A 19,635-nucleotide genomic window follows, 5' to 3' on the forward strand; every position below is an offset into this window, starting at 1 on the left:
TCTTCCGCGCGTCCGGTTGTTCGGGGATTACTCCGCGATGTCGACGTTTTCGAAGGTGAAGTCGCCAAGCGGGCTCATGGTGAAGCCGGAAACCTTGGCGGACATGGGAACGAACTGCGTGGAGTGCGCAAGCGTCGCCCACGGAGCCTGTTCCTTGAAGATCACCTGTGCCTGCTCATAAAGCTTGGTGCGCTCGGCAACGTCGGTGGTCTGCTTTGCCTTGGCCAACAGGTCCGAGAACTCCTTGTTGCACCACTGTGCACGGTTCGCACCGCCTTCACCGGTTGCGGCGCAGGACAGGAGAACGCTGAGGAAGTTGTCCGGGTCGCCGTTGTCGCCGGTCCAGCCGAGGATGACGGCACCATCGCGCTTCACTTCGGTGGACTTCTTGAGATATTCGCCCCATTCGAAGGAGACGATCTCAGCCTTGACGCCAACCTTTGCGAAATCCGACTGGATCAGCTCGGCAGTACGACGGGCGTTCGGCATGTAGGGACGCTGCACCGGCATTGCCCAGATCTTCATCGACAGATCCTTGACGCCAGCGGCTTCGAGGGCCTTCTTGGCAGCTTCCGGATCGTAAGCATCGTCCTTGATGCTGTCGTTGTAGGACCACATTGTCGGCGGGATCGGGTTCTTGGCAACCTGGCCGGCACCCTGGAACACGGCGTCGATGATCGCCTGCTTGTTCATCGCCATGTTCAGCGCCTTGCGCACTTCCGGCTTGTCGAAAGGTGCAACGGTCGTGTTATAGGCGAAGTAAGCGACGTTCAGCCCCGGCTGCTCATCGAGCTTGAGGTTCTTGTCGGCGCGGATGGTCGCCAGATCAGCCGGAGCCGGGTATGGCATCAGGTGGCATTCGCCAGCTTTCAGCTTCTGCAGGCGAACGGCGGCGTCAGGCGTGATCGCGAAGATCAGGTCGTCGATCTTCGGAGCTTCACCCCAATAGTCGGCATTCTTCTGGTAGCGGATGACCGCGTCCTTCTGATAGGCGACGAACTTGAACGGGCCGGTGCCGATCGGCAGGTTGTTGAAGTCTTCCTTAGTGCCGGCCTTCTCAAGCGTATCGGCATATTCCTTCGACACGATCGAAGCGAAAGGCATGGCGATATTGGCGAGGAACGGCGCTTCCGGGCGGGTCAGCACGAACTTGACCGTGTAATCGTCGACCTTGACGATTTCCTTGATCAGCGACGGCATTTCCATGGAGTTGTAATATTCGTAGGTGATGCCTGCGATATACTGGTTCCACGGGTTCTTCGCGTCGCCCTGGCGGTTGTAGCTGAAGATCACGTCGTCAGCGTTGAAGTCGCGGCTCGGCGTGAACTTGTCGTTGGAGTGCCACTTGACGCCCTTGCGGAGGTGGAAAGTGTATTCGAGACCATCCTTGGAAACGTCCCATTTTTCCGCAAGGCCGGGCTCTACTTCGGTCGTGCCCTTCTTGAACTCGGTCAGACGGTTATAGACCGGATGCGCGGAGGCATCGAAGGTGCCGCCTGCGGTATAAGGCGACGGATCGAAGCCTTCCGGCGATGCCTCGGAGCAATAAACGAAGGTCTTCGCCATGGCGGGCATGGCGGAAGTGATCGCAATCGCAGAGGCGATAAGCAAACTGCGGGTCAGCGTTTTCATCTGGTGGTCCTTTCCCTCTTTTTCTGAGTTCCTGCGGCCCCGTCCGGGGGCCTACCTCTTCTGGTCAGCAGCGACACGAAACCCGTGTCGCCGTTCGGTCCTTTGCCTCCCGACCAATTACCCGGCGACCGGCTGAAACAGCCGGTCGAGGTTCTTTTCCGGTGGGCAGAACCAGCGCGGTCCCGCCTCCGTCATATAAACAATGTCCTCAAGACGGACGCCGCATTCGCCATAAACGCACAGCATCGGCTCGATGGAAAAACACATGCCCGGCTCCAGTGCCGTGGCATTTCCTGCAACGATATAGGGTTCTTCGTGAATATCCAGCCCAAGCCCGTGGCCGGTGCGGTGCGGCAGGCCGGGAAGCTGATAATCCGGGCCGAAACCGGCTGCTTTCAGGCTGTCGCGCGCCGCCCTGTCCACATCCGAGCAGGCAACGCCGACCTTTGCCGCGGCAAAGGCCGCCGCCTGCGCGTCGCGCTCGGCGTTCCAGAGGAAACGCTGCCGTTCCGTCGGCTTGCCGAAGACATAGGTGCGGGTGATATCGGAACGATAGCCGTGAAGAATGCCGCCAAGATCGACCAGCACCATATCGCCTTCGCTGAGCGTCTGGGCATGGGGCACGCCATGCGGATAGGCCGTCGCCTCGCCGAACTGCACCGCCACGAAAAGCGGCTTCAGGCCGAGCGCGATATGCGCCGCATTAACGAAATCAGCGACTTCCGTGGTGGAAACGCCGGGACGCAGCCCCTCGAACACGGCCTTCTGCACGCCATAACTCGCGTCCATCGCCGTCTGGATGATGGCGATCTCGGCTGCGGATTTGACCTGCCGCTGGGCGACGATCATCGGCTGAGCGGAAATGATGCGCCCTTCAAGACGCTGCATGAGGGCCGATGCGAAGACGAAGGGGGTAGCGGGATCGATGGCGACAAGATGACCGGGACAGGTCAAGGCACCGATACGTCTTGCCATCAGGTCGAAGGGACTTTCATCCTCTTCCCAGACGGCAACCTCACCCGCAATGCGGATGAGCGTCTGAAGCTTCGGCTCCTCGAAGGTCGGGCTGACATAGACCGGCACGCCTTCCGCCGGCACCAGGGCGCCGTGAATGCGCTCGGAAAGACCAAGCGACAGGCCGGTATAATAGGTCAGCGACGATGATGCATCGAGCCAGACCGCCTTGATATTTTGCTGGATCATTCGCGCCTGCAGGCCGCGTAGTCGCAACCTGAGCTCGTCTTCAGCGATCGATGAAACCGCGACCGGCTGAAACCGCTTCAGCGCCTCTTGAAAGTCTGCCATTCTCTCCCCGCCGCTTTCGGGCCGCAGACACAGGCGTGCCGGCAACCTCCCAAGCGTTCTTTTGCTCATGCTTAAACACAGGGCGGGGGGTAAGCAATGGCCCGGCAGGGCACGCCACCACAAAACTGTGCAAATTTATCTAGACATAACGAAAATGTGATCAACGCACGCCTGATTTCAACGCTCATTGCCTTGACGCAGAAATTCAAAATCCCCCGGAAATCCAAGGGGAGACCGCGGACCGTCTTCAGCACTAAGCCGGTGCGCTGAAAGTCGACAGCCCAAAATATTCAAGGAATAGACGCCCAGAAAAGGAAAAAGCCTGCCGCGGGAGGAGGTGCGGCAGGCTTCAAACTTGATCGGTGATTGGGAGGAGGAGTACCACCGATCCACATCGAGCGACGCTGGGAGGAGGAGTGCGTCGCTTCGATGATTTGAATATAGCGGTATCCGTGATTTTTAACAGAGCAAGTCTCGCAATGCAGCATTGCATTTCTGCATAGCTCGAAAATTCCTGCCCGGTTTTTCAGCACTCCCCAAAATCGCGGAAAATCAGCTTTCCCGATAGACCTGGAAACCGGCGAAGGACTGGTTGACCGGCATGAGTTCGAGGCTGTTGATGTTGATATGCTTGGGCTGCGAGGCAACCCAGTGGATGGTGTTGGCAATATCGTCCGCCGTGATCGGATTGACGCCCTTGTAGAGATTGTCCGAGGCTTCCTGATTGCCGCCGGTGCGCACCAGCGTAAATTCCGTTTCGCACATGCCGGGCTCGATGGATGTCACCCGCACACCCTTGCCATGCAGGTCGGAACGCAGGCCGAGCGAAAACTGCCGCAGGAACGCTTTGGTACCGCCATACACATTGCCGCCCGTATAGGGGTAATGCGCAGCCACAGACGAGAGGTTGACGACAATACCCTTGCGCCCGATCAGGGTCGGCAGCAGATGGTGGGTAATGTTCAGGAGACCGGTGATGTTGGTGTCCACCATGGTCTGCCAGTCTTTCAAGGGCACCTGCGGTGCGGGCGCGGTGCCGAGTGCGAGGCCGGCATTGTTGACGAGAACGTCGATATCCCGGAAGCCTTCCGGCAATCCGGACAGCGCCTTTCCTGTCGCCTCCTCGTCGGTGATGTCGAAGGCGAGGCCATGAAAGGCGGAACCGAGCTCGGCTGAAAGCGCCTCCAGCCGTTCCGCCCGCCGGCCCGTGCCGATGACCTTCCAGCCCTCCTTGACGAAGCGCCGCGCCGTGGCCTGTCCGAAGCCGGATGTCGCGCCGGTGATGAGGATGGTTCCGCTCATGATGATGCCTCCACTCTATTGGTTTTTTCAGGGTCAATCGGTGTCAGTAATTTTTCCGCCGCCGCCGTAAGACAGCGCCTGTAGGCCTCGAGATCCGTATACAAAGCCTCTTCGGGAGCATCGCCAACGATGATGACGCCGCCGCGCCGCAAAATCCCGCCATGCAGCATGAGATTGTCGACCATGTCGAAATTCTCGATCGACAGCCCGTCCGGCCCGCGATAACGGCCCGTTTCATCCAGGGTGGCGACGCCGCCATAATGCGCCTTGATGCGGGTGAAGTGATTGGCCGCGATATTGGTATAGGCGAAAACCGGCTTGCCCAGCGCGCACATGAAGCCCAACTCATAGCTGGTTCCCGTATCGGCGGCGATGCCGCGAAACGGCGTGAGATTGGCGATCACCGCATCAGCTTCCAGCATCATCCGCTCATCGACCGCATTGATGTTGCAGCCGTGACCGACCCTGGTATCCGCCGGCGGAATTTGCAGATCGCCCGGCGAAAGCGGCGTGAAACCGGCGTCCCGCGCCAGCGAGGCCTTGAGGTCGAGCATTTCGCGCGCGTTCGGGAGGAAAACTTCCGGTCCGGCGAGATAGATTTTCTTTGTCATCGGGAATTCATGCGATTTGTCAGGAAAGGATTTCCCGACCCTAACCCGGGGGCTTTCGCAAAGGCAAGTGCCAAGGCCATGCGGCGTGACGCACTGTACGAGCCGATAAAACGGTATCGTCCCGCCGCTCTTTCCGTTATAGCCGGAGCAGGAAACTGGAATTTCTGGAGCAGGACATGGCAGCACCCATCCGTTACCACGAAGGCGATATTTCCGCCGAAGATGCCGCGCGTTACACCGGCGCCATCGCAATCGATACGGAAACGCTGGGACTGGTGCCGCGCCGCGACCGCCTCTGTGTCGTTCAGCTTTCACCGGGCGACGGCACGGCGGACGTCATTCGCATCGCCGCCGGTCAAAAGGAAGCGCCGAACCTCGTCCGGATGCTTGCCGACCCTGCCCGCCAGAAGATTTTTCACTATGGCCGTTTCGATATCGCCGTTCTGTTCCACACCTTCGGCGTGACGACCACACCGGTCTTCTGCACCAAGATCGCCTCGCGACTGACCCGAACCTATACGGACCGGCACGGGCTGAAGGATAACCTCAAAGAAATGCTGGAAGTCGATATTTCCAAGGCCCAGCAATCTTCCGACTGGGCTGCCGAGACCCTGTCGCCAGCGCAGCTCGAATATGCCGCCTCCGACGTGCTGCACCTGCACGCGCTGCGCGACAAGCTAACAGGGCGCCTCGTGCGTGACGGCCGCCTCGACCATGCCGACGCCTGTTTCGCCTTTCTGCCGACCCGCGCGAAGCTCGACCTCCTCGGCTGGGAAGAAACCGATATTTTCGCCCATAGCTGAGCGCGCCCGCATCTGGCTTAAGCACTGATTTACCAGAATTGCCTATTCTCGGCCGCAACTTTGGCGGTCGGGGACTTTGAGGGATGATTACTCCGCTACAGCAGACGGCGGGCATTGCAGTCAGCGACCTCATGCGCTCGATGGTCCAAACCATCGAGGAACGCCAGCGCGAAGAGCAGGAAAAGGCCAACGGCACCAAAAAGGACGATGCGGTCAAGACAAACCCGCAGCCGGACGAAAGCCAGCGCGCCGCCAATGAGAAGATAAGCGCCTATCTCTTCGGCGTCATGAAACCGGATGCCGATGCGTTCGCCTCGCTCGTCTCCCGCTTTTCCTCCGCGCTGGGCATCACACAGGAAAAAGACGAATCGAGCTTTTCCTTCGCGCGAAGACTTCAGGATGCGCTGACCCTGACCGACGGCTTCGAAAAAACCGATTCGCAGGGGAAAGCCACGAAGATTTCCCTGAAATCCTTCGGCGTTTCGGAGGCTGAGGTCGTGGACGTGCTGAACAATGGCGTCAACAGCAAGACCGATCCCATGGCCGCCCTTGCCGCCCGCATCGCAAAGGGCGCAGGCCTCACAGGCACGGAAGAGGATTTCGGCGAGCAGATGTCGAAAGCCATCATGGCGGCGCGCGCGACCCTGCCGAAAAGCGTCGACGATCTGGAAGAATCGACCGGCCTCAAACAACTCGGCGTCTCCGCCCGGCAGATGATCTCCGCCATCGCCAACCCCTATGGCGATGAGGCGCGCGCCGTGAAGGAGGCCCTGGACGAACAGGCGCAGGGCACCCGCTTCATGACGCGTGAAACCCTGAAAGTCATTCAGCGTCTCGAAGATGTCGCCGATCCGAAAACCAGGGAAGAGTTGCAGGCCGAACGCGGCAAGGATCGTATCGGCGAAATCAACGATGCCGAGGTGAAGGCCGAGCGGGAACAGGATATCCAGGCGCGCGATGCGCAGGGCAAGCTTGAAGACGTGCAGGAGCTTCAGGACGTCGTAAAGGAGCATATCGATGCTTCCGGCGACGACAAAACGGAAGGCGTCGACCCGCAGGCGCCAGCCGACACATCGTCGGAAACGGCGCTGATCGCCGTGCTTGCGGCTGTGCCGGCTGAGCAAGCCGCCCCGGCGGAAAACGAAAATGAGCCGGCGGAGACAGACGCGGTCACCGATCCGGCCGATGCGGAAGACGACGGCGAAAAACTGCTCGATGCGCAGGCGCTTGTCGAAGACACCCGCAACGCCATTTTGCCGATCTCGATCGACGACAATGGCCTTTATGAACTGCTGAAGAAAAAGGCGGCATGATTGCCGCTTCCGATCGTCACTTGAGCGAAACATGATGTGAGTTCAGACATGACCGATATTTCCGGCCTATCCGGCAGCGCCGTTTACGACACAGAACCCAATGCCGCGCAGGCGCTGCTATCCATGGCCGCCCCCCCGCTCGTTCCGGATGATGCGGCCTTCACCGCGCCCACTGAGGAAGACAGCCTCATCGACCCCGTCAACATTCAACCGGAACGAAATCTTCCCAAGGCAAGCTGGCTCGATGCCATGCCGCCGGAAGCTCTTGAGACGGCGCCCAGCGATCCCGACCAAATTTCCTCGGTCAATTCCGACGATAACGGCCTTTACCGCATGTTCATCGGCGTTTCGCCCTGACCGGACGCGCAATTCGTTGGTTAGCCAAATCTTAATATCTGCAAGCCAAGATTGAGCTTGATGATTCTGTATGCGCTGCAACCGGCATTGCGGCCAGAGGCGTATACGGCGCTCCCGCATGAGCGGGCGAGATGACACCTGTCCATCACCGGCGCGGCGATTTTTCAACATTCAAGCCAGATGCGGATCACAGAGCCAATGGGGATTGGCTCTTTCGCAGCCAGCGGCGGTCACCGATAGAAACGGAGCGCAGCATGTTACCGCCTGTACCGAAAATTGCGGCAACCGATGCCGCCTATGGAACCACGGTTTCACTGACACCGCGCGAGCAGGTGAAAGAGGCTGCACCGCCGCAACCGAACATTCCCGCCCCTGAAAACAGCAGCCTTTTTGCCCGCGCGGCAATCGCCTCCCTCACCAGCGAATTTCAGCTCTCGCGCAGCACCGCCGTTCTGGCGGAAGCGCTCGGCAAGCTGATGAACCTGCCCCGGCGGGATGGCGAAGCCATAGAGACCTATGTGACGCGGCTGACGGAGGCGCTCCGCACCCTGCCGGCGCCACAACGCCTGGCGCTGGAACAGCAGGTCGGCAAGGCCCTGCAGGGCCTGACCCTTTCGATGCTTGCCGAAATCCTGAAACAGCCGACCGGGCCGGATGCTGCCCGCCTCGCGTTGTTGATCGAGCTTTCCCGTTACAAGGGAACGGACCTTGCGGCAAAGGCGGTGGTTTCCTCCTATCAGCAGAACAATTCCTCCAACCCCGCCCCCGCACAATCGGCCCAGCCGAAACAGCAGAACGCACAGAGCCAGAATGCGGAAGCGCGCCCTTCTTCGTCCGCGACAGCGCAGACGGCAAATTCCGCCACCGTCAGCCGGCTCCTGCCGCTGCTCATCGGGCCGCTCGCCCTCAGTGGCGCAGCGATGAAAGCCACAGTGGCGGTGCTAACGGCGCAACTGGACCCCCGGCCCACGCTTTCCACCCCGCCTGCCGACACACATGATATGCCGACCGTTGCCGTAAAGCCGGATGGAAGAGCCGAAAACACGGCACGTCCGCTTCCGCCACAAACCGGCAGCGTGATGAAGGAAGTATCGGCCGAGGCCCGCCCGGCAAATCCGCCCCGCGCCGAAACCGGCGAAGCCTCCCCTGCCCTTCCGCATCGGGAGACGATGAAGCCGGAGCAGAAAGAAATCCGCACGGGCCTTACCCCGCCATCCGGTTTGTTCGCAGACGACGCGGAGACCGTGAACAGCCTGCTGCTTGCCGCCACCGCCGGCAAACTTCCGCTCAAGCCGACCGGCACGCAAGAGCCTCCGCCCACGCCGCAGGCTGTTGCGCAGCAACCGTCCGACGATCAGCCCGCCGAAAAATCGACCCTCGCAACAGCCGCAGCCCGCCCCTCGGGTGAGGAAACGGAAACGGCGACCCATCGCCCCGAAGCCCAGCCGCTGCCTCGGGCCATGCTGGACCCGGAAGCGAGGATGGCGATGCTGGAGCAATCGGCTTCGCAATCATTGATCGCCGCGGCTCTGGTAAAAGACGGCACATCGCTGCCGCTCGTCGCCTATCCGCCGGCGGATGAGGACTATGAATCGGAAACGCCGCCGCGCGGAGGCGGCCCGTTTTCCGATGATGAGGCAAATGACGAGGCCGAAGCCGGTGCTGATAATTCCGACGGTCAGGACGAAAAAGAAGAGCGCATCGCCGCCAATGACGGGATCGACACGCAGGAAAGCCCGACGGCGGTGGCTTCCGACGACAGCGCGGAAAATTATTATCTGAAGATGAGCGGCATGCTCTGAATTCGGCGTGATCAGATTGGAATGTAAGTCGCGCCAATCACGCCGACGTCATCCTCGGGCCTGTCCCGAGGATCTGCGACCGATTGATTTTATTCGACGTGATTAGATCCTCGGCACAGGGCCGAAGATGACGTCGAGAGAAGCCTTACCCCTCGCGCTCAAGCGGGCAAGGCCCGTTGAACCCAACAAAAAACCCGCCGGAAATTCCGGCGGGTTCTTCATTTCAAAGATCGGAGCGATTATTCGCCGCGGTTCTTGAGAGCCGCGCCGAGGATGTCGCCGAGCGAAGCGCCCGAGTCGGACGAACCGAACTGTGCGACGGCTTCCTTCTCTTCAGCGATTTCCAGAGCCTTGATCGAAAGCATGACCTTGCGGTCCTTCTTCGAGAAGTTGACGACGCGGGCGTCGACAACCTGGCCAACGGAGAAGCGCTCAGGGCGCTGCTCGTCACGGTCACGAGAGAGATCAGCGCGACGGATGAACGAGGTGAGGTCTTCGTGGTTGACGAGCTTCACTTCGATGCCGCCATCGTTGACCGCAGTGACTTCAGCGGAAACGACTGCGTTCTTGCGCAGGTCGCCGGAAGAAGCGGCTTCGCCGACAGCATCCTTGCCGAGCTGCTTGATGCCGAGCGAGATGCGTTCCTTCTCGACGTCAACGTCGAGAACGACAGCCTTGACGACGTCACCCTTGTTGTACTCTTCGATGACCTGCTCGCCCGGACGGTTCCAGTCGAGGTCCGACAGGTGAACCATGCCGTCGACATCGCCTTCGAGGCCGATGAACAGACCGAATTCGGTCTTGTTCTTGACTTCGCCTTCAACTTCAGTGCCGGCCGGGTGGCTGTAGGCAAATGCCTGCCACGGGTTTTCCAGCGTCTGCTTGAGGCCGAGCGAGATACGGCGCTTGGACGGATCGACTTCGAGAACGACAACGTCGACTTCCTGGCTCGTGGACAGGATCTTGCCGGGATGTACGTTCTTCTTGGTCCAGGACATTTCGGAAATGTGGATCAGGCCTTCGATGCCCGGCTCCAGCTCAACGAATGCACCGTAGTCGGTGATGTTCGTGACCGTACCGGAGATCTTCTTGCCAACCGGGTACTTGGCGGAGATGCCATCCCACGGATCGGACTCGAGCTGCTTCATGCCGAGCGAGATGCGATGGGTTTCCTGGTTGATGCGGATGATCTGAACCTTGACCTGCTGGCCAATGTTGAGGATTTCCGAAGGATGGTTGACGCGGCGCCATGCCATGTCGGTAACGTGCAGCAGGCCGTCGATGCCGCCGAGGTCAACGAACGCACCGTAATCGGTGATGTTCTTGACGACGCCGTCAACAACCTGGCCTTCTTCGAGGTTCTGAACGATTTCAGAACGCTGCTCGGCACGCGACTCTTCGAGAACCGTACGACGCGAGACAACGATGTTGCCGCGACGCTTGTCCATCTTGAGGATTTCGAAGGGCTGCGGGTTGTGCATCAGCGGGGTAACGTCGCGGATCGGACGGATGTCGACCTGCGAACGCGGAAGGAATGCAACAGCGCCGTCCAGATCGACGGTGAAACCACCCTTGACCTGGTTGAAGATAACGCCTTCGACGCGCTCGCCAGCTTCGAACTTGGCTTCGAGCTTGACCCAGCTTTCTTCGCGGCGAGCCTTCTCGCGCGACAGAACGGCTTCGCCGAGAGCGTTTTCGATGCGCTCGACGTAAACTTCGACTTCGTCGCCGACCTTCAGCGTGCCGTCCTTGGACTTCGCGCCGAATTCCTTCAACGGTACGCGGCCTTCAACCTTGAGGCCGACGTCGACGATGGCAACGTCCTTCTCGATTGCCGTTACGATACCCTTGGCAACATAGCCTTCGGCAAGATCGTTGGAGGCAAAGGATTCTTCGAGAAGCGCTGCGAAATCTTCGCGCGTGGGGGTAGATACTGACATGAAATCTCCTGATTGCATCCGCGCTATGGCGAATACAAAAGCGCCGGTGGGCTAGTGTTGTTGATACCCGACCCCATGCCCGCCTTTTCAAAAGGCTTTCCGGCGCAAGGACATGTCTTCGGGCAATTCCGGACTAAACGCGGACGGCAGGAAGCCGTTCCGCGAGAAACCTATCTCTTCAGGGCGGCGTCGATGATCTTCCGCGCGGCCTGAAACGCCGCCTCTATACTCATTTCCGACGTATCTAGCAAGTGCGCGTCTTCAGCCGGCTTCAACGGGCTGTCGGCGCGGCCCATGTCGCGCTCGTCGCGTTTTTTCACTTCAGCGAAAATGGCATCATAATCGCCGCTGCCGCCATTGGCCAGAATTTCATCGTAACGGCGTCGCGCCCGCACGTCCGCAGAGGCCGTGACGTAAAGCTTCACCGGCGCCTGCGGGCATACCACCGTGCCGATGTCACGGCCGTCGAGCACAGTGCCCGGCTCCTTTGCGGCAAAACGCTGCTGCGCCTTTACGAGCGCGCGCCTCACCGGCGTCATCACCGCGATTTTGGATGCGGCCTCGCCGATATCGTGCCGGGAAAGAACGGCGCGATCGAGCCCCGCAAGATCGACTTCCAGCGCGATCTTTTCCGCCACGGCCTCATCATCGAGCGGCAGGCCGGCATCCAGAAGCGCCTTGGCGGTCGCCCTGTAGGTCAGCCCGGTATCGAGATGGTGGAAACCATAGGTCTCGGCAATCCTGCGCGACAGGGTTCCTTTGCCCGCCGCAGCCGGCCCGTCTATGGCGATCGTGAAGGTCATGAAGCTTTCCGCCCGTGCATTCGTCATTCATATAATAGAGTGCGCAACGCCTTCCTATTTATATCAGCATCCCCGCATAGGGGTTGCGCCGAGGCAGGCGGCACCCGAAGTTTGTCTTTGACACGAAAGAGCGCAACGATTAAGGGGACCGGCTATAAATTTTACCGTCTATGCCGGTTTTACGGCGTACACACCGAAACTCATTCGACAATTTGAGGCTTAGACAGTGGCAAAAGCGGAACTTGGTACCAAGCGCACAGACCCCGATACCGGCAAGAAGTTCTACGATCTGAACCGCGATCCGGTCGTTTCTCCCTATACCGGCAAGTCCTGGCCGCTCTCCTTCTTCGAGGAAAGCACCGCCCAGGCCAAGATGGAGCAGGCTGAAGAAGAGGAAGTGGCGGAAGTCGATACCGAAAACACGGAAGTCGAACTCGTCTCGCTGGAAGATGCCGATGGCGACAACAACGGCGACGATATCCCCGATCTCGGCGACGACGATGACGTCGAAATCGACGATGACGACGACACCTTCCTCGAAACCGACGACGAAGATGACGACGACGACATGTCCGGCATCATCGGCGTATCGGGCGACGACGAAGAAGCTTGATTTTATTTGATAATTCGGCCCGACGACAAAAAAATGACGCCGGGCCGTTTTTTATGCTTGCACTCGTCGGAAAGCCGCAGTAGTAAGCCGCCACCGAACGGAACAACAACCGCTTCGGTTCCCGGAACCGGAAGAAATGCCGGAACCCTTATGGGGCTATAGCTCAGCTGGGAGAGCGCTTGCATGGCATGCAAGAGGTCAGCGGTTCGATCCCGCTTAGCTCCACCAAACCTTCCCAGACAAAAAATATCTTCCCTTCGGCCAGTCGCTCTTGCGCATCTCGCAAGCCGTTTGACCTGATCGCCTATTGCAGCAGCGCCCGCACATTCTGCCCGTTGATCCGGCACTCCACGGAACTGCCGGCACCACCTTCCTCCACCGTCCGACATTCCAGATATCTGCCTCGCAGCCGGTTCTCCAGCGCCTTGAAGGCGTTGAGGCCGCAGGCGTAACGGCGGCCGTCGGGGCCGGCGCAAACGCGGTTGCGCTCGACATCCTCCACGCCGGCGAGGCGGAATTCCTGACCCTTGAAGGTGAAACGGCTGCTGGAGATGACGCGCAGGCGCTGGTCCGCATGCATTTTCAGCGGATAAAGATCGGGAGGCGTCGGAATGCGCTCGTAATTTTGGCTACGCGGATCGACCCGCACCGGCGAGGTCGTCCAAAGCAGTTCCGTATTGGCCGCAAGGCCTGCTGGCGCCGATGTTGCCTCACCATTGACGAGCGAGGCGATGCGGATGCCGGCTATGCCGAGGCCAATGGCCAGGACGATCTGAAACAGCAAAATTGCGATCTGCCGGACCATGTCACCGCAACATCAAAACAATGAACAAATTAAAATCGATCGGCCGCCGCCTCGCGAAGAGGTCCGCCGCTTATCACATCAATAAAATCTTGCCGGCACTGACATCCCGCACCGTGCCCATGGCCATGATCGGAAGCTGGTCGCTGTCGAGGATCACCCGTCCCGTTGTCCGCAACCAGCGGAAGCCGCCAGATTTGAGCTGAATGCGATATTCCTGATCATAGAACACGCCGTTTGTCAGCGAATTGTAAACCGCCTTGGCGACGCGTGCGCGCGAGCCGCTTTCTATCTGCGCGATGAAATCCTCGACCGGAATGCCGCGAGCGGCTTTTTCCGGGGAGAATTCGCGCAGGCGGGCCGCCACGGCATCGAGGTAAATCAGGTTTTGCCCGATGTTCCAGGTATAATAACCCACAAGTGTCTCTTCGAGAGATATGTTCTCCAACATCGGCCTTCTACAGTCTGAAATGCTTGTGCGGGTCTGTAACATATCAGACGACGGACGACTAACCACAAGAATTCATCCTTTTGTCTGATGGCGCCCCGTTTTCAGTGAGACTATTTATCGACAGCCCTTTTCTGCCGCCATGTTGGCGAAGCAACCTTCCTGTGCCAAAGAAGATTGATCTTGCGCCAACGACCAGAGGAGCCGCCGTGACCATCGGGCTTGCCCATGCCGAACTCATCGCCGTCGTCACCGCCATCACCACGGATGAGCCGCGGGTCATGACCGTTCGGGAAGGCGCAGCGCTTCCGTCGGGACCGTTCGAATTCGGACACAGAACCCTCCAGAGCGGCTTGCGGGAATGGATTCACGAACAGACCCATCACCCCGTCGGTTATCTCGAACAGCTCTATACTTTCGCCGATCGCGACCGCAACAACGACATTTTAGGCGGCAGAACCATCTCCATCGGTTATCTCGGACTGGTTCGCGAACAGGAGGCCTCCGGCGGCAAACGCCCGCTCTGGCACGGCTGGTACGAATATTTCCCCTGGGAGGATCACCGTCAGGGACGCCCGGAAGTTCTGGACAGCATCATCGACAGGCTGCGCGCCTGGGCGGATTCCGATCCCGCCTCCAAAAGCCAACGCCATTTGCGGGCGGATTTCACCTTCGGCCTCGATGGCGGAGGCTGGAACGAGGAATTGACCCTGCAGCGTTACGAGTTGCTGTATGAAGCCGGGCTGGTCGAAGAGGCGCAGGGCGAACCGCGGATCAATTTCGGCAGGCCAATGTTTGCCGATCACCGCCGCATCCTTGCCACCGGCATCGCGCGTCTGCGGGCCAAGATCAAATATCGTCCCGTGGTGTTCGAACTGATGGCCGACGCCTTCACGCTCCTGCAGCTACAGCGCGCCATCGAGGCGCTGGCCGGGCTGACGCTGCACAAGCAGAACTTCCGCCGGCTTATCGAACAGCAGCAACTGGTGGAAGAGACCGGCGAGATGGCGACCGAAACCGGCGGCCGCCCGGCAAAGCTCTTCCGCTTCCGCCAGACCGTTCTCGATGAACGCGCCCTTTCCGGAACGAAACTGCCGCTCTCCCGCAATTGACATATGCTCACAATGAGAATATGTCTTCGCCCTAGATATACTCAAAAAGAGTATAAATGGGAGAGCACCGTGAACGAGCAGATTTCCGCCGCAAGCCTTTACGACCGCGTTGCCCGCGTCATTCCCAAGGCCGAATGGATGAGCTTTCAGGACGATGTGGAGGCGATCCTCGAGCTGAAGCGCAAGCGCAATGCCGTTATCCTCGCCCATAATTATCAGACACCGGAAATCTTCCACGGCGTCGCCGATATCGTTGGCGACAGCCTTGCCCTTGCCCGCAAGGCGATGGAGGTGGAAGCGGATGTCATCGTTCTGGCCGGCGTGCATTTCATGGCCGAGACGGCAAAGCTGCTCAATCCGGAGAAAACCGTGCTCATTCCGGATATGGCCGCCGGTTGTTCGCTGGCCGATTCCATCACGCCCGAGGACATCGCGCTTCTGCGCAAGGCCTATCCCGGCGTTCCGGTCGTGACCTACGTGAACACCTCCGCCGCGGTGAAGGCGGCATCCGATATCTGCTGCACCTCCGGCAATGCCCGTCAGGTGGTGGAATCGCTCGGCGTGCCGCGCGTGCTGATGTTGCCGGATGAATATCTGGCGAAAAACGTAGCGCGGGAAACCAATGTCGAACTGATCGCCTGGCGCGGCCATTGCGAGGTGCACGAGCTTTTCACCGCCGATGATATTCGCGAATTGCGCGAAAGCCATCCGGGTGTCACCGTACTCGCGCATCCGGAATGTCCGCCCGATGTCGTCGAGGCTGCGGATTTTTCCGGCTCCACCGCCGTCATGTCGGATTATGTCGGACGGGAACGACCGGCCCGCGTGGTGCTTTTGACGGAATGTTCGATGAGCGACAATGTCGCCGTGCATCACCCCGATGTCGAATTCATCCGCCCCTGCAATCTCTGCCCGCATATGAAACGCATCACGCTTGGCAATATCCGCGCGGCGCTGGAGGAAAACCGCCACGAAGTGACGGTCGACCCGGCCATCGCTGTCGCCGCCCGCCGCGCCGTGGAAAGGATGCTGGAAGTATGAGCGAACGCCTCCCGTCGCATACGGGCTGGACGGTCATTGTCGGCAGCGGCATTGCGGGCCTGATGGCGGCGCTGACGCTTGCGCCGCAGCCCGTGCTGCTTCTCACACGCAGCGTTCTCGGCGGCGAGACGTCCAGCGCCTGGGCGCAGGGCGGCATTGCCGCCAGCCTCGGTCCGGACGATAGCGCCGCGCTGCATCTTGCCGATACGCTCGTCGCAGGCGACGGCCTCTGCGACGCGGAAATGGCCGCAGAGATCGTTTCCGCCGCCCCCGCCGTCATCGAGGCGCTGGAGCGGGCCGGGGTGCGCTTCGACCGGGATGCCGAAGGCAGGCTCGTCTTCGGACTGGAGGCCGCCCATGGCAGAAGGCGCATCCTGCATGCCGAAGGGGACGGGTCAGGCGCGGCCATCGTCAGGGCTCTCGCCGCAGCCGTTCTTCGCACGCCGTCCATAACCGTTCTGGAAGGCACGGAGGTTCGCCGCCTGCTGACGGAAGACGGCGTCGTCGTTGGTCTCGCCTGCATCGGGCCAAAAGGCTGCTTCACTTTGCCGGCAAGCCAGGTCGTTCTCGCCACCGGCGGCCTCGGCGGGCTTTATGAGGCGACGACCAATCCCGCCGGCAATTTCGGGCAGGGCATCATGCTCGCCGCCCGCGCCGGCGCCATCCTCGCCGATATGGAATTCGTGCAATTCCATCCGACGGCGCTTTCCTCGCCCCGACGGCCGCTGGCGCTGGTGAGCGAAGCGGTGCGGGGTGAAGGCGCGCTGCTTCTCAACGAAAACGGCGAACGTTTCATGGCGGGAGTTCCGGGTGCGGAACTTGCCTCGCGCGATATTGTCGCCCGCGCCATCGACCGCGAAATACTGCGTGGCGGCAAGGTCTTTCTCGATGCCCGCAAGGCGCTCGGCTCCGGCTTTTCCGCTCGCTTCCCCTCGATCGACCTGCTCTGCCGCGAAGCCGGGATAGACCCCGCCCGTGAACTCGTGCCGGTGCGCCCGGCGGTGCATTACCATATGGGCGGCGTCGCCACCGATGGTAAAGGCCGAAGCTCGGTGCCGGGCCTGTGGGTTGCCGGCGAAACCGCCTGCACGGGCCTGCATGGCGCGAACCGGCTTGCCAGCAATTCCCTGCTGGAAGCGGCGGCCATGGGCATGCGTGCCGCAGAAGACATTGCAGGCAGGCAGGCATATGCGGAAAAACGGGCAGCGGATATCGCAACACTCCCCATGCCCGATGTCCCGGCAGCCGACCTCTCCCCCGTCCGGCCCATCGTTTCCCGCCATCTCGGCATCGTAAGACATGCGGAAGGGCTGACGGGCGCGATCCGCGATCTTCTGCCACTGGCTGAGCGGAACGGCCCGGCATCCGATCCTGCCCTTGTCGCACTGGCCATCGCCGTCTTTGCGGCGCTGCGCACGGAATCGCGCGGCGCGCATTTCCGCGACGATTTCCCTGAAAAACATGCGACGGCCACGAGGCGCAGGCTGAACCTCAGCGACGTTCTCACCATCGCCCATGAATTTTCCTCTCCCAGCCATTCCTCGGCCAGCCTTGCGCGGAGCGCCTGACATGACCCTTTCACCCCTGCCACGCCTCATCATCGAACCGCTCGTGCGCAATGCTCTTCTGGAAGACCTCGGACTGGCGGGCGACATCACGTCCGCCGCCGTCATTCCCGCCGATCATCGCTCAGTCGTCGTCATGGCCGCGCGCGAACCGGGCGTTATCGCCGGTCTCGACGCGGCGGAACTGGCTTTCCAGCTCGTGGATCCGGCCATCGCGATGAAACGGCATGTGCAGGATGGGGCCGCCGTGACGCCCGGCGATATCATCGCAACGATCGAAGGCCCCTCACGCGGCCTTCTGACGGCGGAGCGCACGGCGCTGAATTTCCTCGGCCACCTGTCGGGCATCGCTTCCGTCACCGCAAAAATCGCTGCCGCCATTGCCGGCACCAAGGCCTCGGTCGCCTGCACCCGCAAGACGATGCCGGGGCTGAGAGCGCTTGAAAAATATGCCGTGCGCGCCGGCGGCGGCATGAACCACCGTTTTGCGCTTTATGACGCCGTTCTCATCAAGGACAACCATATTGCCGTGGCGGGCGGCGTGCGCGACGCCATCAGCCGCGCCCGGCAGGGCGTGGGGCATCTCGTCAAGATCGAGGTGGAGGTCGATACGCTTGCGCAGTTGCGCGAGGTCATGGATGAGGGCGTCGATGCGGTCCTTCTCGACAATATGACACCCGAACAGCTGCGCGAGGCGGTGGGAATCGTCGCCGGTCGCGCCATTACCGAAGCGTCCGGCCGCATCAATCCGCAGACGGCCGCAGCCATCGCCGCAACCGGCATCGATCTCATCTCCGTCGGCTGGCTGACCCACAGCGCGCCGGTTCTCGATATCGGCCTCGACTTTCAAAGCCAGAGCTAAAGAATATGCGGCGCATAGTTCGCCGCACGGAACCAATCGCCCATATCGCCGTTATTGCTCCGCCTGGGGTCTATTCAAGGCGGGGGGATCAGTGCGCGCAAAAGCCTGTCCATATGCCTGCGGACCTCTCTTACAAAGGAAAGGCTTGTTATGGAAGACGCACAAGTTGGCTGGATTGCAGCAATCATCATCGGCGGCGTAGCCGGTTGGCTGGCCGAACAGTTCATGAAAAGCAATATGGGTCTTTTCATGAACATTATCCTCGGCATTGTCGGCGCCATCGTCGCCAATTTCCTTCTGGGGCTCGTGGGCATTTCGCTCGGAGGCTGGATTGGCTATCTCATCGCCGGCTTCATCGGCGCCTGCATTCTCATCGCCGTCGGGCGGGCATTTCGCCGCTAAGGGGAGGACACCATGAGCTTTTTCGACAAGATCAAGAACGCTATTTTCGGCAAGGCCGAGGCCGCACCGCAGACTTCGGCTCCGGCCGGCACGACGGCAGCCACGGCAAGCCCGGCCGCACCGGCCGCACCCGCTCCGACAGCCGCGGCTCCGGCCCCCGCCGGCAATGTCGACGTCGCTTCGATCCTGGATGCGGCGGTCAAGCAGAACGGCCAGAAACTCGACTGGAAACATTCGATCGTCGACCTTCTGAAAGCGCTCAATCTGGACAGCAGCCTCAGCGCCCGGAAGGAACTGGCCGGCGAACTCGGCTATACCGGCGACACCTCGGATTCGGCGACCATGAACATCTGGCTGCACAAGGCCGTCATCAAGAAACTGTCCGAAAACGGCGGCAAGGTTCCAGCCGACCTTCTGGATTGAACCGATAAACGGGAGCGCCGTGATGGACGACTATTCCAGCCTTCGAGAGCAGATCGGCCAGGACCTCGACACCCTGCACAGGACCGAGAATCCGAAATCGATCTTCGAGATCGCCGACGACTATCTTCTTGGAAATCCAAATCTCAAGAGGGCCATCGTCGAAGACATCATCAAGGAAGAAGCGGACAAGCGCGGCATCGCGATCCACTGAAGCCGCGCATCGCAGGCACGGCTGTTGTACCCAAAAGGGCGGCATCCCAACCGGATGCCGCCCTTGTATATCTGGCGGAGTTGCATCATCCGCACTCCGTCACCCCGGACCAGATCCGGCATGACGGAGGAGAGGCTTCCGCCGAAGCCCTATTTATCCAGCTTCGCTTCGGCCTTTTTCGCGTTTTCTTCCATCAACTCATACCACATGGCGTTCATGACGGCGAAGATGGCGGCGAGAGGCAGGCCGAGCAGCCAGGCGAAATACCACATGTTCGATCTCCTTCTT

General features: G+C 60.4%; 21 protein-coding genes and 1 tRNA gene. 13 read left to right on the forward strand and 9 right to left on the reverse strand.

Going from position 1 to position 19,635, the window contains the following annotated elements; genetic code table 11:
• Positions 1–27: 27 nt before the first annotated feature.
• The 4 genes from RAC79_RS19250 to RAC79_RS19265 all read right to left on the reverse strand — a co-directional run bounded on the left by RAC79_RS19250 (position 28) and on the right by RAC79_RS19265 (position 4,850).
• Positions 28–1,632: an ABC transporter substrate-binding protein gene (locus RAC79_RS19250; RefSeq protein WP_174040203.1), complete on the reverse strand. Its 1,605-nt coding sequence runs from the start codon at positions 1,630–1,632 to the stop codon at positions 28–30.
• A 117-nt stretch (positions 1,633–1,749) separates the two neighbouring features.
• Entirely contained in the window at positions 1,750–2,937 is a 1,188-nt protein-coding gene (locus tag RAC79_RS19255) for a Xaa-Pro peptidase family protein (RefSeq protein WP_174040202.1), read from the reverse strand.
• 552 nt (positions 2,938–3,489) lie between these two features.
• Positions 3,490–4,239, reverse strand: a complete 750-nt coding sequence (locus tag RAC79_RS19260) for an SDR family oxidoreductase (RefSeq protein WP_003522480.1) — start codon at positions 4,237–4,239, stop codon at positions 3,490–3,492.
• Complete coding sequence (locus tag RAC79_RS19265; protein ID WP_174040201.1) at positions 4,236–4,850, reverse strand: nucleoside 2-deoxyribosyltransferase; 615 nt, start codon at positions 4,848–4,850, stop codon at positions 4,236–4,238. Before RAC79_RS19265 ends, RAC79_RS19260 begins: the two co-directional genes overlap by 4 nt.
• Before the next feature lie 176 nt (positions 4,851–5,026).
• Between RAC79_RS19265 and RAC79_RS19270 the strand changes: the two genes are divergently transcribed.
• The 4 genes from RAC79_RS19270 (at position 5,027) to RAC79_RS19285 (ending at position 9,125) form a co-directional block, all read left to right on the forward strand.
• Positions 5,027–5,653 (forward strand): ribonuclease D, encoded by a 627-nt coding sequence (locus tag RAC79_RS19270; protein WP_003522478.1) that lies wholly within the window; start codon positions 5,027–5,029, stop codon positions 5,651–5,653.
• An 83-nt stretch (positions 5,654–5,736) separates the two neighbouring features.
• Positions 5,737–6,966 (forward strand): hypothetical protein, encoded by a 1,230-nt coding sequence (locus RAC79_RS19275; RefSeq protein WP_078052626.1) that lies wholly within the window; start codon positions 5,737–5,739, stop codon positions 6,964–6,966.
• 48 nt (positions 6,967–7,014) lie between these two features.
• The gene (locus RAC79_RS19280) at positions 7,015–7,323 is read left to right on the forward strand and encodes a hypothetical protein (RefSeq protein ID WP_374997434.1); all 309 of its coding nucleotides are present in this window, start codon (positions 7,015–7,017) and stop codon (positions 7,321–7,323) included.
• A 254-nt stretch (positions 7,324–7,577) separates the two neighbouring features.
• Positions 7,578–9,125 carry a hypothetical protein gene (locus tag RAC79_RS19285; protein WP_374997435.1) on the forward strand — a complete coding sequence of 516 codons (1,548 nt, stop codon included), beginning with the start codon at positions 7,578–7,580 and terminating at the stop codon, positions 9,123–9,125.
• Positions 9,126–9,364: 239 nt separating this feature from the next.
• On the opposite strand, the gene rpsA is transcribed toward RAC79_RS19285, so the two are convergent.
• Positions 9,365–11,065, reverse strand: coding sequence for a 30S ribosomal protein S1 (gene rpsA / locus RAC79_RS19290; protein ID WP_004437832.1), 1,701 nt, complete (start codon positions 11,063–11,065; stop codon positions 9,365–9,367).
• Between the two features lie 170 nt (positions 11,066–11,235).
• Complete coding sequence (cmk, locus tag RAC79_RS19295; protein WP_174040197.1) at positions 11,236–11,895, reverse strand: (d)CMP kinase; 660 nt, start codon at positions 11,893–11,895, stop codon at positions 11,236–11,238.
• A 199-nt stretch (positions 11,896–12,094) separates the two neighbouring features.
• On the opposite strand from cmk, the gene RAC79_RS19300 reads away from it, so the two are divergent.
• Together RAC79_RS19300 and RAC79_RS19305 are read left to right on the forward strand one after the other, a co-directional pair.
• The gene (locus RAC79_RS19300) at positions 12,095–12,481 is read left to right on the forward strand and encodes a TIGR02300 family protein (protein ID WP_003522472.1); all 387 of its coding nucleotides are present in this window, start codon (positions 12,095–12,097) and stop codon (positions 12,479–12,481) included.
• A 152-nt stretch (positions 12,482–12,633) separates the two neighbouring features.
• A tRNA-Ala gene (locus RAC79_RS19305) sits at positions 12,634–12,709 on the forward strand.
• Positions 12,710–12,785: 76 nt separating this feature from the next.
• Here RAC79_RS19305 and RAC79_RS19310 read toward each other — a convergent pair.
• Both RAC79_RS19310 and RAC79_RS19315 read right to left on the reverse strand, forming a co-directional pair.
• A complete protein-coding gene (locus tag RAC79_RS19310; RefSeq protein ID WP_174040196.1) occupies positions 12,786–13,286 on the reverse strand; it encodes a thermonuclease family protein in 501 nt (166 codons plus the stop codon).
• A 73-nt stretch (positions 13,287–13,359) separates the two neighbouring features.
• Entirely contained in the window at positions 13,360–13,734 is a 375-nt protein-coding gene (locus RAC79_RS19315) for a PAS domain-containing protein (protein ID WP_078052622.1), read from the reverse strand.
• A gap of 206 nt (positions 13,735–13,940) precedes the next feature.
• Between RAC79_RS19315 and RAC79_RS19320 the strand changes: the two genes are divergently transcribed.
• From RAC79_RS19320 to RAC79_RS19350, 7 genes are all read left to right on the forward strand, one after another.
• On the forward strand, positions 13,941–14,843 hold the full coding sequence (locus RAC79_RS19320; RefSeq protein WP_003522469.1) for a hypothetical protein: 903 nt from the start codon (positions 13,941–13,943) through the stop codon (positions 14,841–14,843).
• Between the two features lie 69 nt (positions 14,844–14,912).
• On the forward strand, positions 14,913–15,884 hold the full coding sequence (gene nadA / locus RAC79_RS19325; protein WP_174040195.1) for a quinolinate synthase NadA: 972 nt from the start codon (positions 14,913–14,915) through the stop codon (positions 15,882–15,884).
• Positions 15,881–17,452: an L-aspartate oxidase gene (locus RAC79_RS19330; RefSeq protein WP_174040194.1), complete on the forward strand. Its 1,572-nt coding sequence runs from the start codon at positions 15,881–15,883 to the stop codon at positions 17,450–17,452. The genes nadA and RAC79_RS19330 overlap by 4 nt, the downstream gene beginning before the upstream one ends.
• Position 17,453: 1 nt before the next feature.
• A complete protein-coding gene (gene nadC, locus RAC79_RS19335; protein ID WP_174040193.1) occupies positions 17,454–18,311 on the forward strand; it encodes a carboxylating nicotinate-nucleotide diphosphorylase in 858 nt (285 codons plus the stop codon).
• A gap of 150 nt (positions 18,312–18,461) precedes the next feature.
• The gene (locus RAC79_RS19340; RefSeq protein WP_003522465.1) at positions 18,462–18,713 is read left to right on the forward strand and encodes a GlsB/YeaQ/YmgE family stress response membrane protein; all 252 of its coding nucleotides are present in this window, start codon (positions 18,462–18,464) and stop codon (positions 18,711–18,713) included.
• 12 nt (positions 18,714–18,725) lie between these two features.
• Positions 18,726–19,136 (forward strand): DUF3597 domain-containing protein, encoded by a 411-nt coding sequence (locus tag RAC79_RS19345; protein WP_174040192.1) that lies wholly within the window; start codon positions 18,726–18,728, stop codon positions 19,134–19,136.
• 22 nt (positions 19,137–19,158) lie between these two features.
• Positions 19,159–19,347: a hypothetical protein gene (locus tag RAC79_RS19350; RefSeq protein ID WP_003522463.1), complete on the forward strand. Its 189-nt coding sequence runs from the start codon at positions 19,159–19,161 to the stop codon at positions 19,345–19,347.
• Positions 19,348–19,496: 149 nt separating this feature from the next.
• On the opposite strand, the gene cydX is transcribed toward RAC79_RS19350, so the two are convergent.
• The gene (gene cydX, locus RAC79_RS19355; RefSeq protein WP_003508602.1) at positions 19,497–19,619 is read right to left on the reverse strand and encodes a cytochrome bd-I oxidase subunit CydX; all 123 of its coding nucleotides are present in this window, start codon (positions 19,617–19,619) and stop codon (positions 19,497–19,499) included.
• Between the last annotated feature and the right edge of the window lie 16 nt (positions 19,620–19,635).

The sequence above is a fragment of the Agrobacterium sp. LR_9 genome (genome assembly GCF_041954855.1).
GTDB classification, from domain to species: Bacteria; Pseudomonadota; Alphaproteobacteria; order Rhizobiales; family Rhizobiaceae; genus Agrobacterium; species Agrobacterium leguminum.

Excerpts from the sequence above, each read along its gene's own strand:
- RAC79_RS19250 (WP_174040203.1), bottom strand. The coding sequence starts at position 1,632 with ATGAAAACGCTGACCCGCAGTTTGCTTATCGCCTCTGCGATTGCGATC.
- cydX (WP_003508602.1), bottom strand. The coding sequence starts at position 19,619 with ATGTGGTATTTCGCCTGGCTGCTCGGCCTGCCTCTCGCCGCCATCTTC.
- RAC79_RS19330 (WP_174040194.1), top strand. The coding sequence starts at position 15,881 with ATGAGCGAACGCCTCCCGTCGCATACGGGCTGGACGGTCATTGTCGGC.
- RAC79_RS19270 (WP_003522478.1), top strand. The coding sequence starts at position 5,027 with ATGGCAGCACCCATCCGTTACCACGAAGGCGATATTTCCGCCGAAGAT.
- RAC79_RS19285 (WP_374997435.1), top strand. The coding sequence starts at position 7,578 with ATGTTACCGCCTGTACCGAAAATTGCGGCAACCGATGCCGCCTATGGA.
- RAC79_RS19340 (WP_003522465.1), top strand. The coding sequence starts at position 18,462 with ATGGAAGACGCACAAGTTGGCTGGATTGCAGCAATCATCATCGGCGGC.
- RAC79_RS19310 (WP_174040196.1), bottom strand. The coding sequence starts at position 13,286 with ATGGTCCGGCAGATCGCAATTTTGCTGTTTCAGATCGTCCTGGCCATT.
- RAC79_RS19345 (WP_174040192.1), top strand. The coding sequence starts at position 18,726 with ATGAGCTTTTTCGACAAGATCAAGAACGCTATTTTCGGCAAGGCCGAG.
- RAC79_RS19265 (WP_174040201.1), bottom strand. The coding sequence starts at position 4,850 with ATGACAAAGAAAATCTATCTCGCCGGACCGGAAGTTTTCCTCCCGAAC.
- RAC79_RS19255 (WP_174040202.1), bottom strand. The coding sequence starts at position 2,937 with ATGGCAGACTTTCAAGAGGCGCTGAAGCGGTTTCAGCCGGTCGCGGTT.
- RAC79_RS19260 (WP_003522480.1), bottom strand. The coding sequence starts at position 4,239 with ATGAGCGGAACCATCCTCATCACCGGCGCGACATCCGGCTTCGGACAG.
- nadC (WP_174040193.1), top strand. The coding sequence starts at position 17,454 with ATGACCCTTTCACCCCTGCCACGCCTCATCATCGAACCGCTCGTGCGC.
- RAC79_RS19350 (WP_003522463.1), top strand. The coding sequence starts at position 19,159 with ATGGACGACTATTCCAGCCTTCGAGAGCAGATCGGCCAGGACCTCGAC.
- rpsA (WP_004437832.1), bottom strand. The coding sequence starts at position 11,065 with ATGTCAGTATCTACCCCCACGCGCGAAGATTTCGCAGCGCTTCTCGAA.
- RAC79_RS19280 (WP_374997434.1), top strand. The coding sequence starts at position 7,015 with ATGACCGATATTTCCGGCCTATCCGGCAGCGCCGTTTACGACACAGAA.
- RAC79_RS19275 (WP_078052626.1), top strand. The coding sequence starts at position 5,737 with ATGATTACTCCGCTACAGCAGACGGCGGGCATTGCAGTCAGCGACCTC.
- cmk (WP_174040197.1), bottom strand. The coding sequence starts at position 11,895 with ATGACGAATGCACGGGCGGAAAGCTTCATGACCTTCACGATCGCCATA.
- RAC79_RS19315 (WP_078052622.1), bottom strand. The coding sequence starts at position 13,734 with ATGTTGGAGAACATATCTCTCGAAGAGACACTTGTGGGTTATTATACC.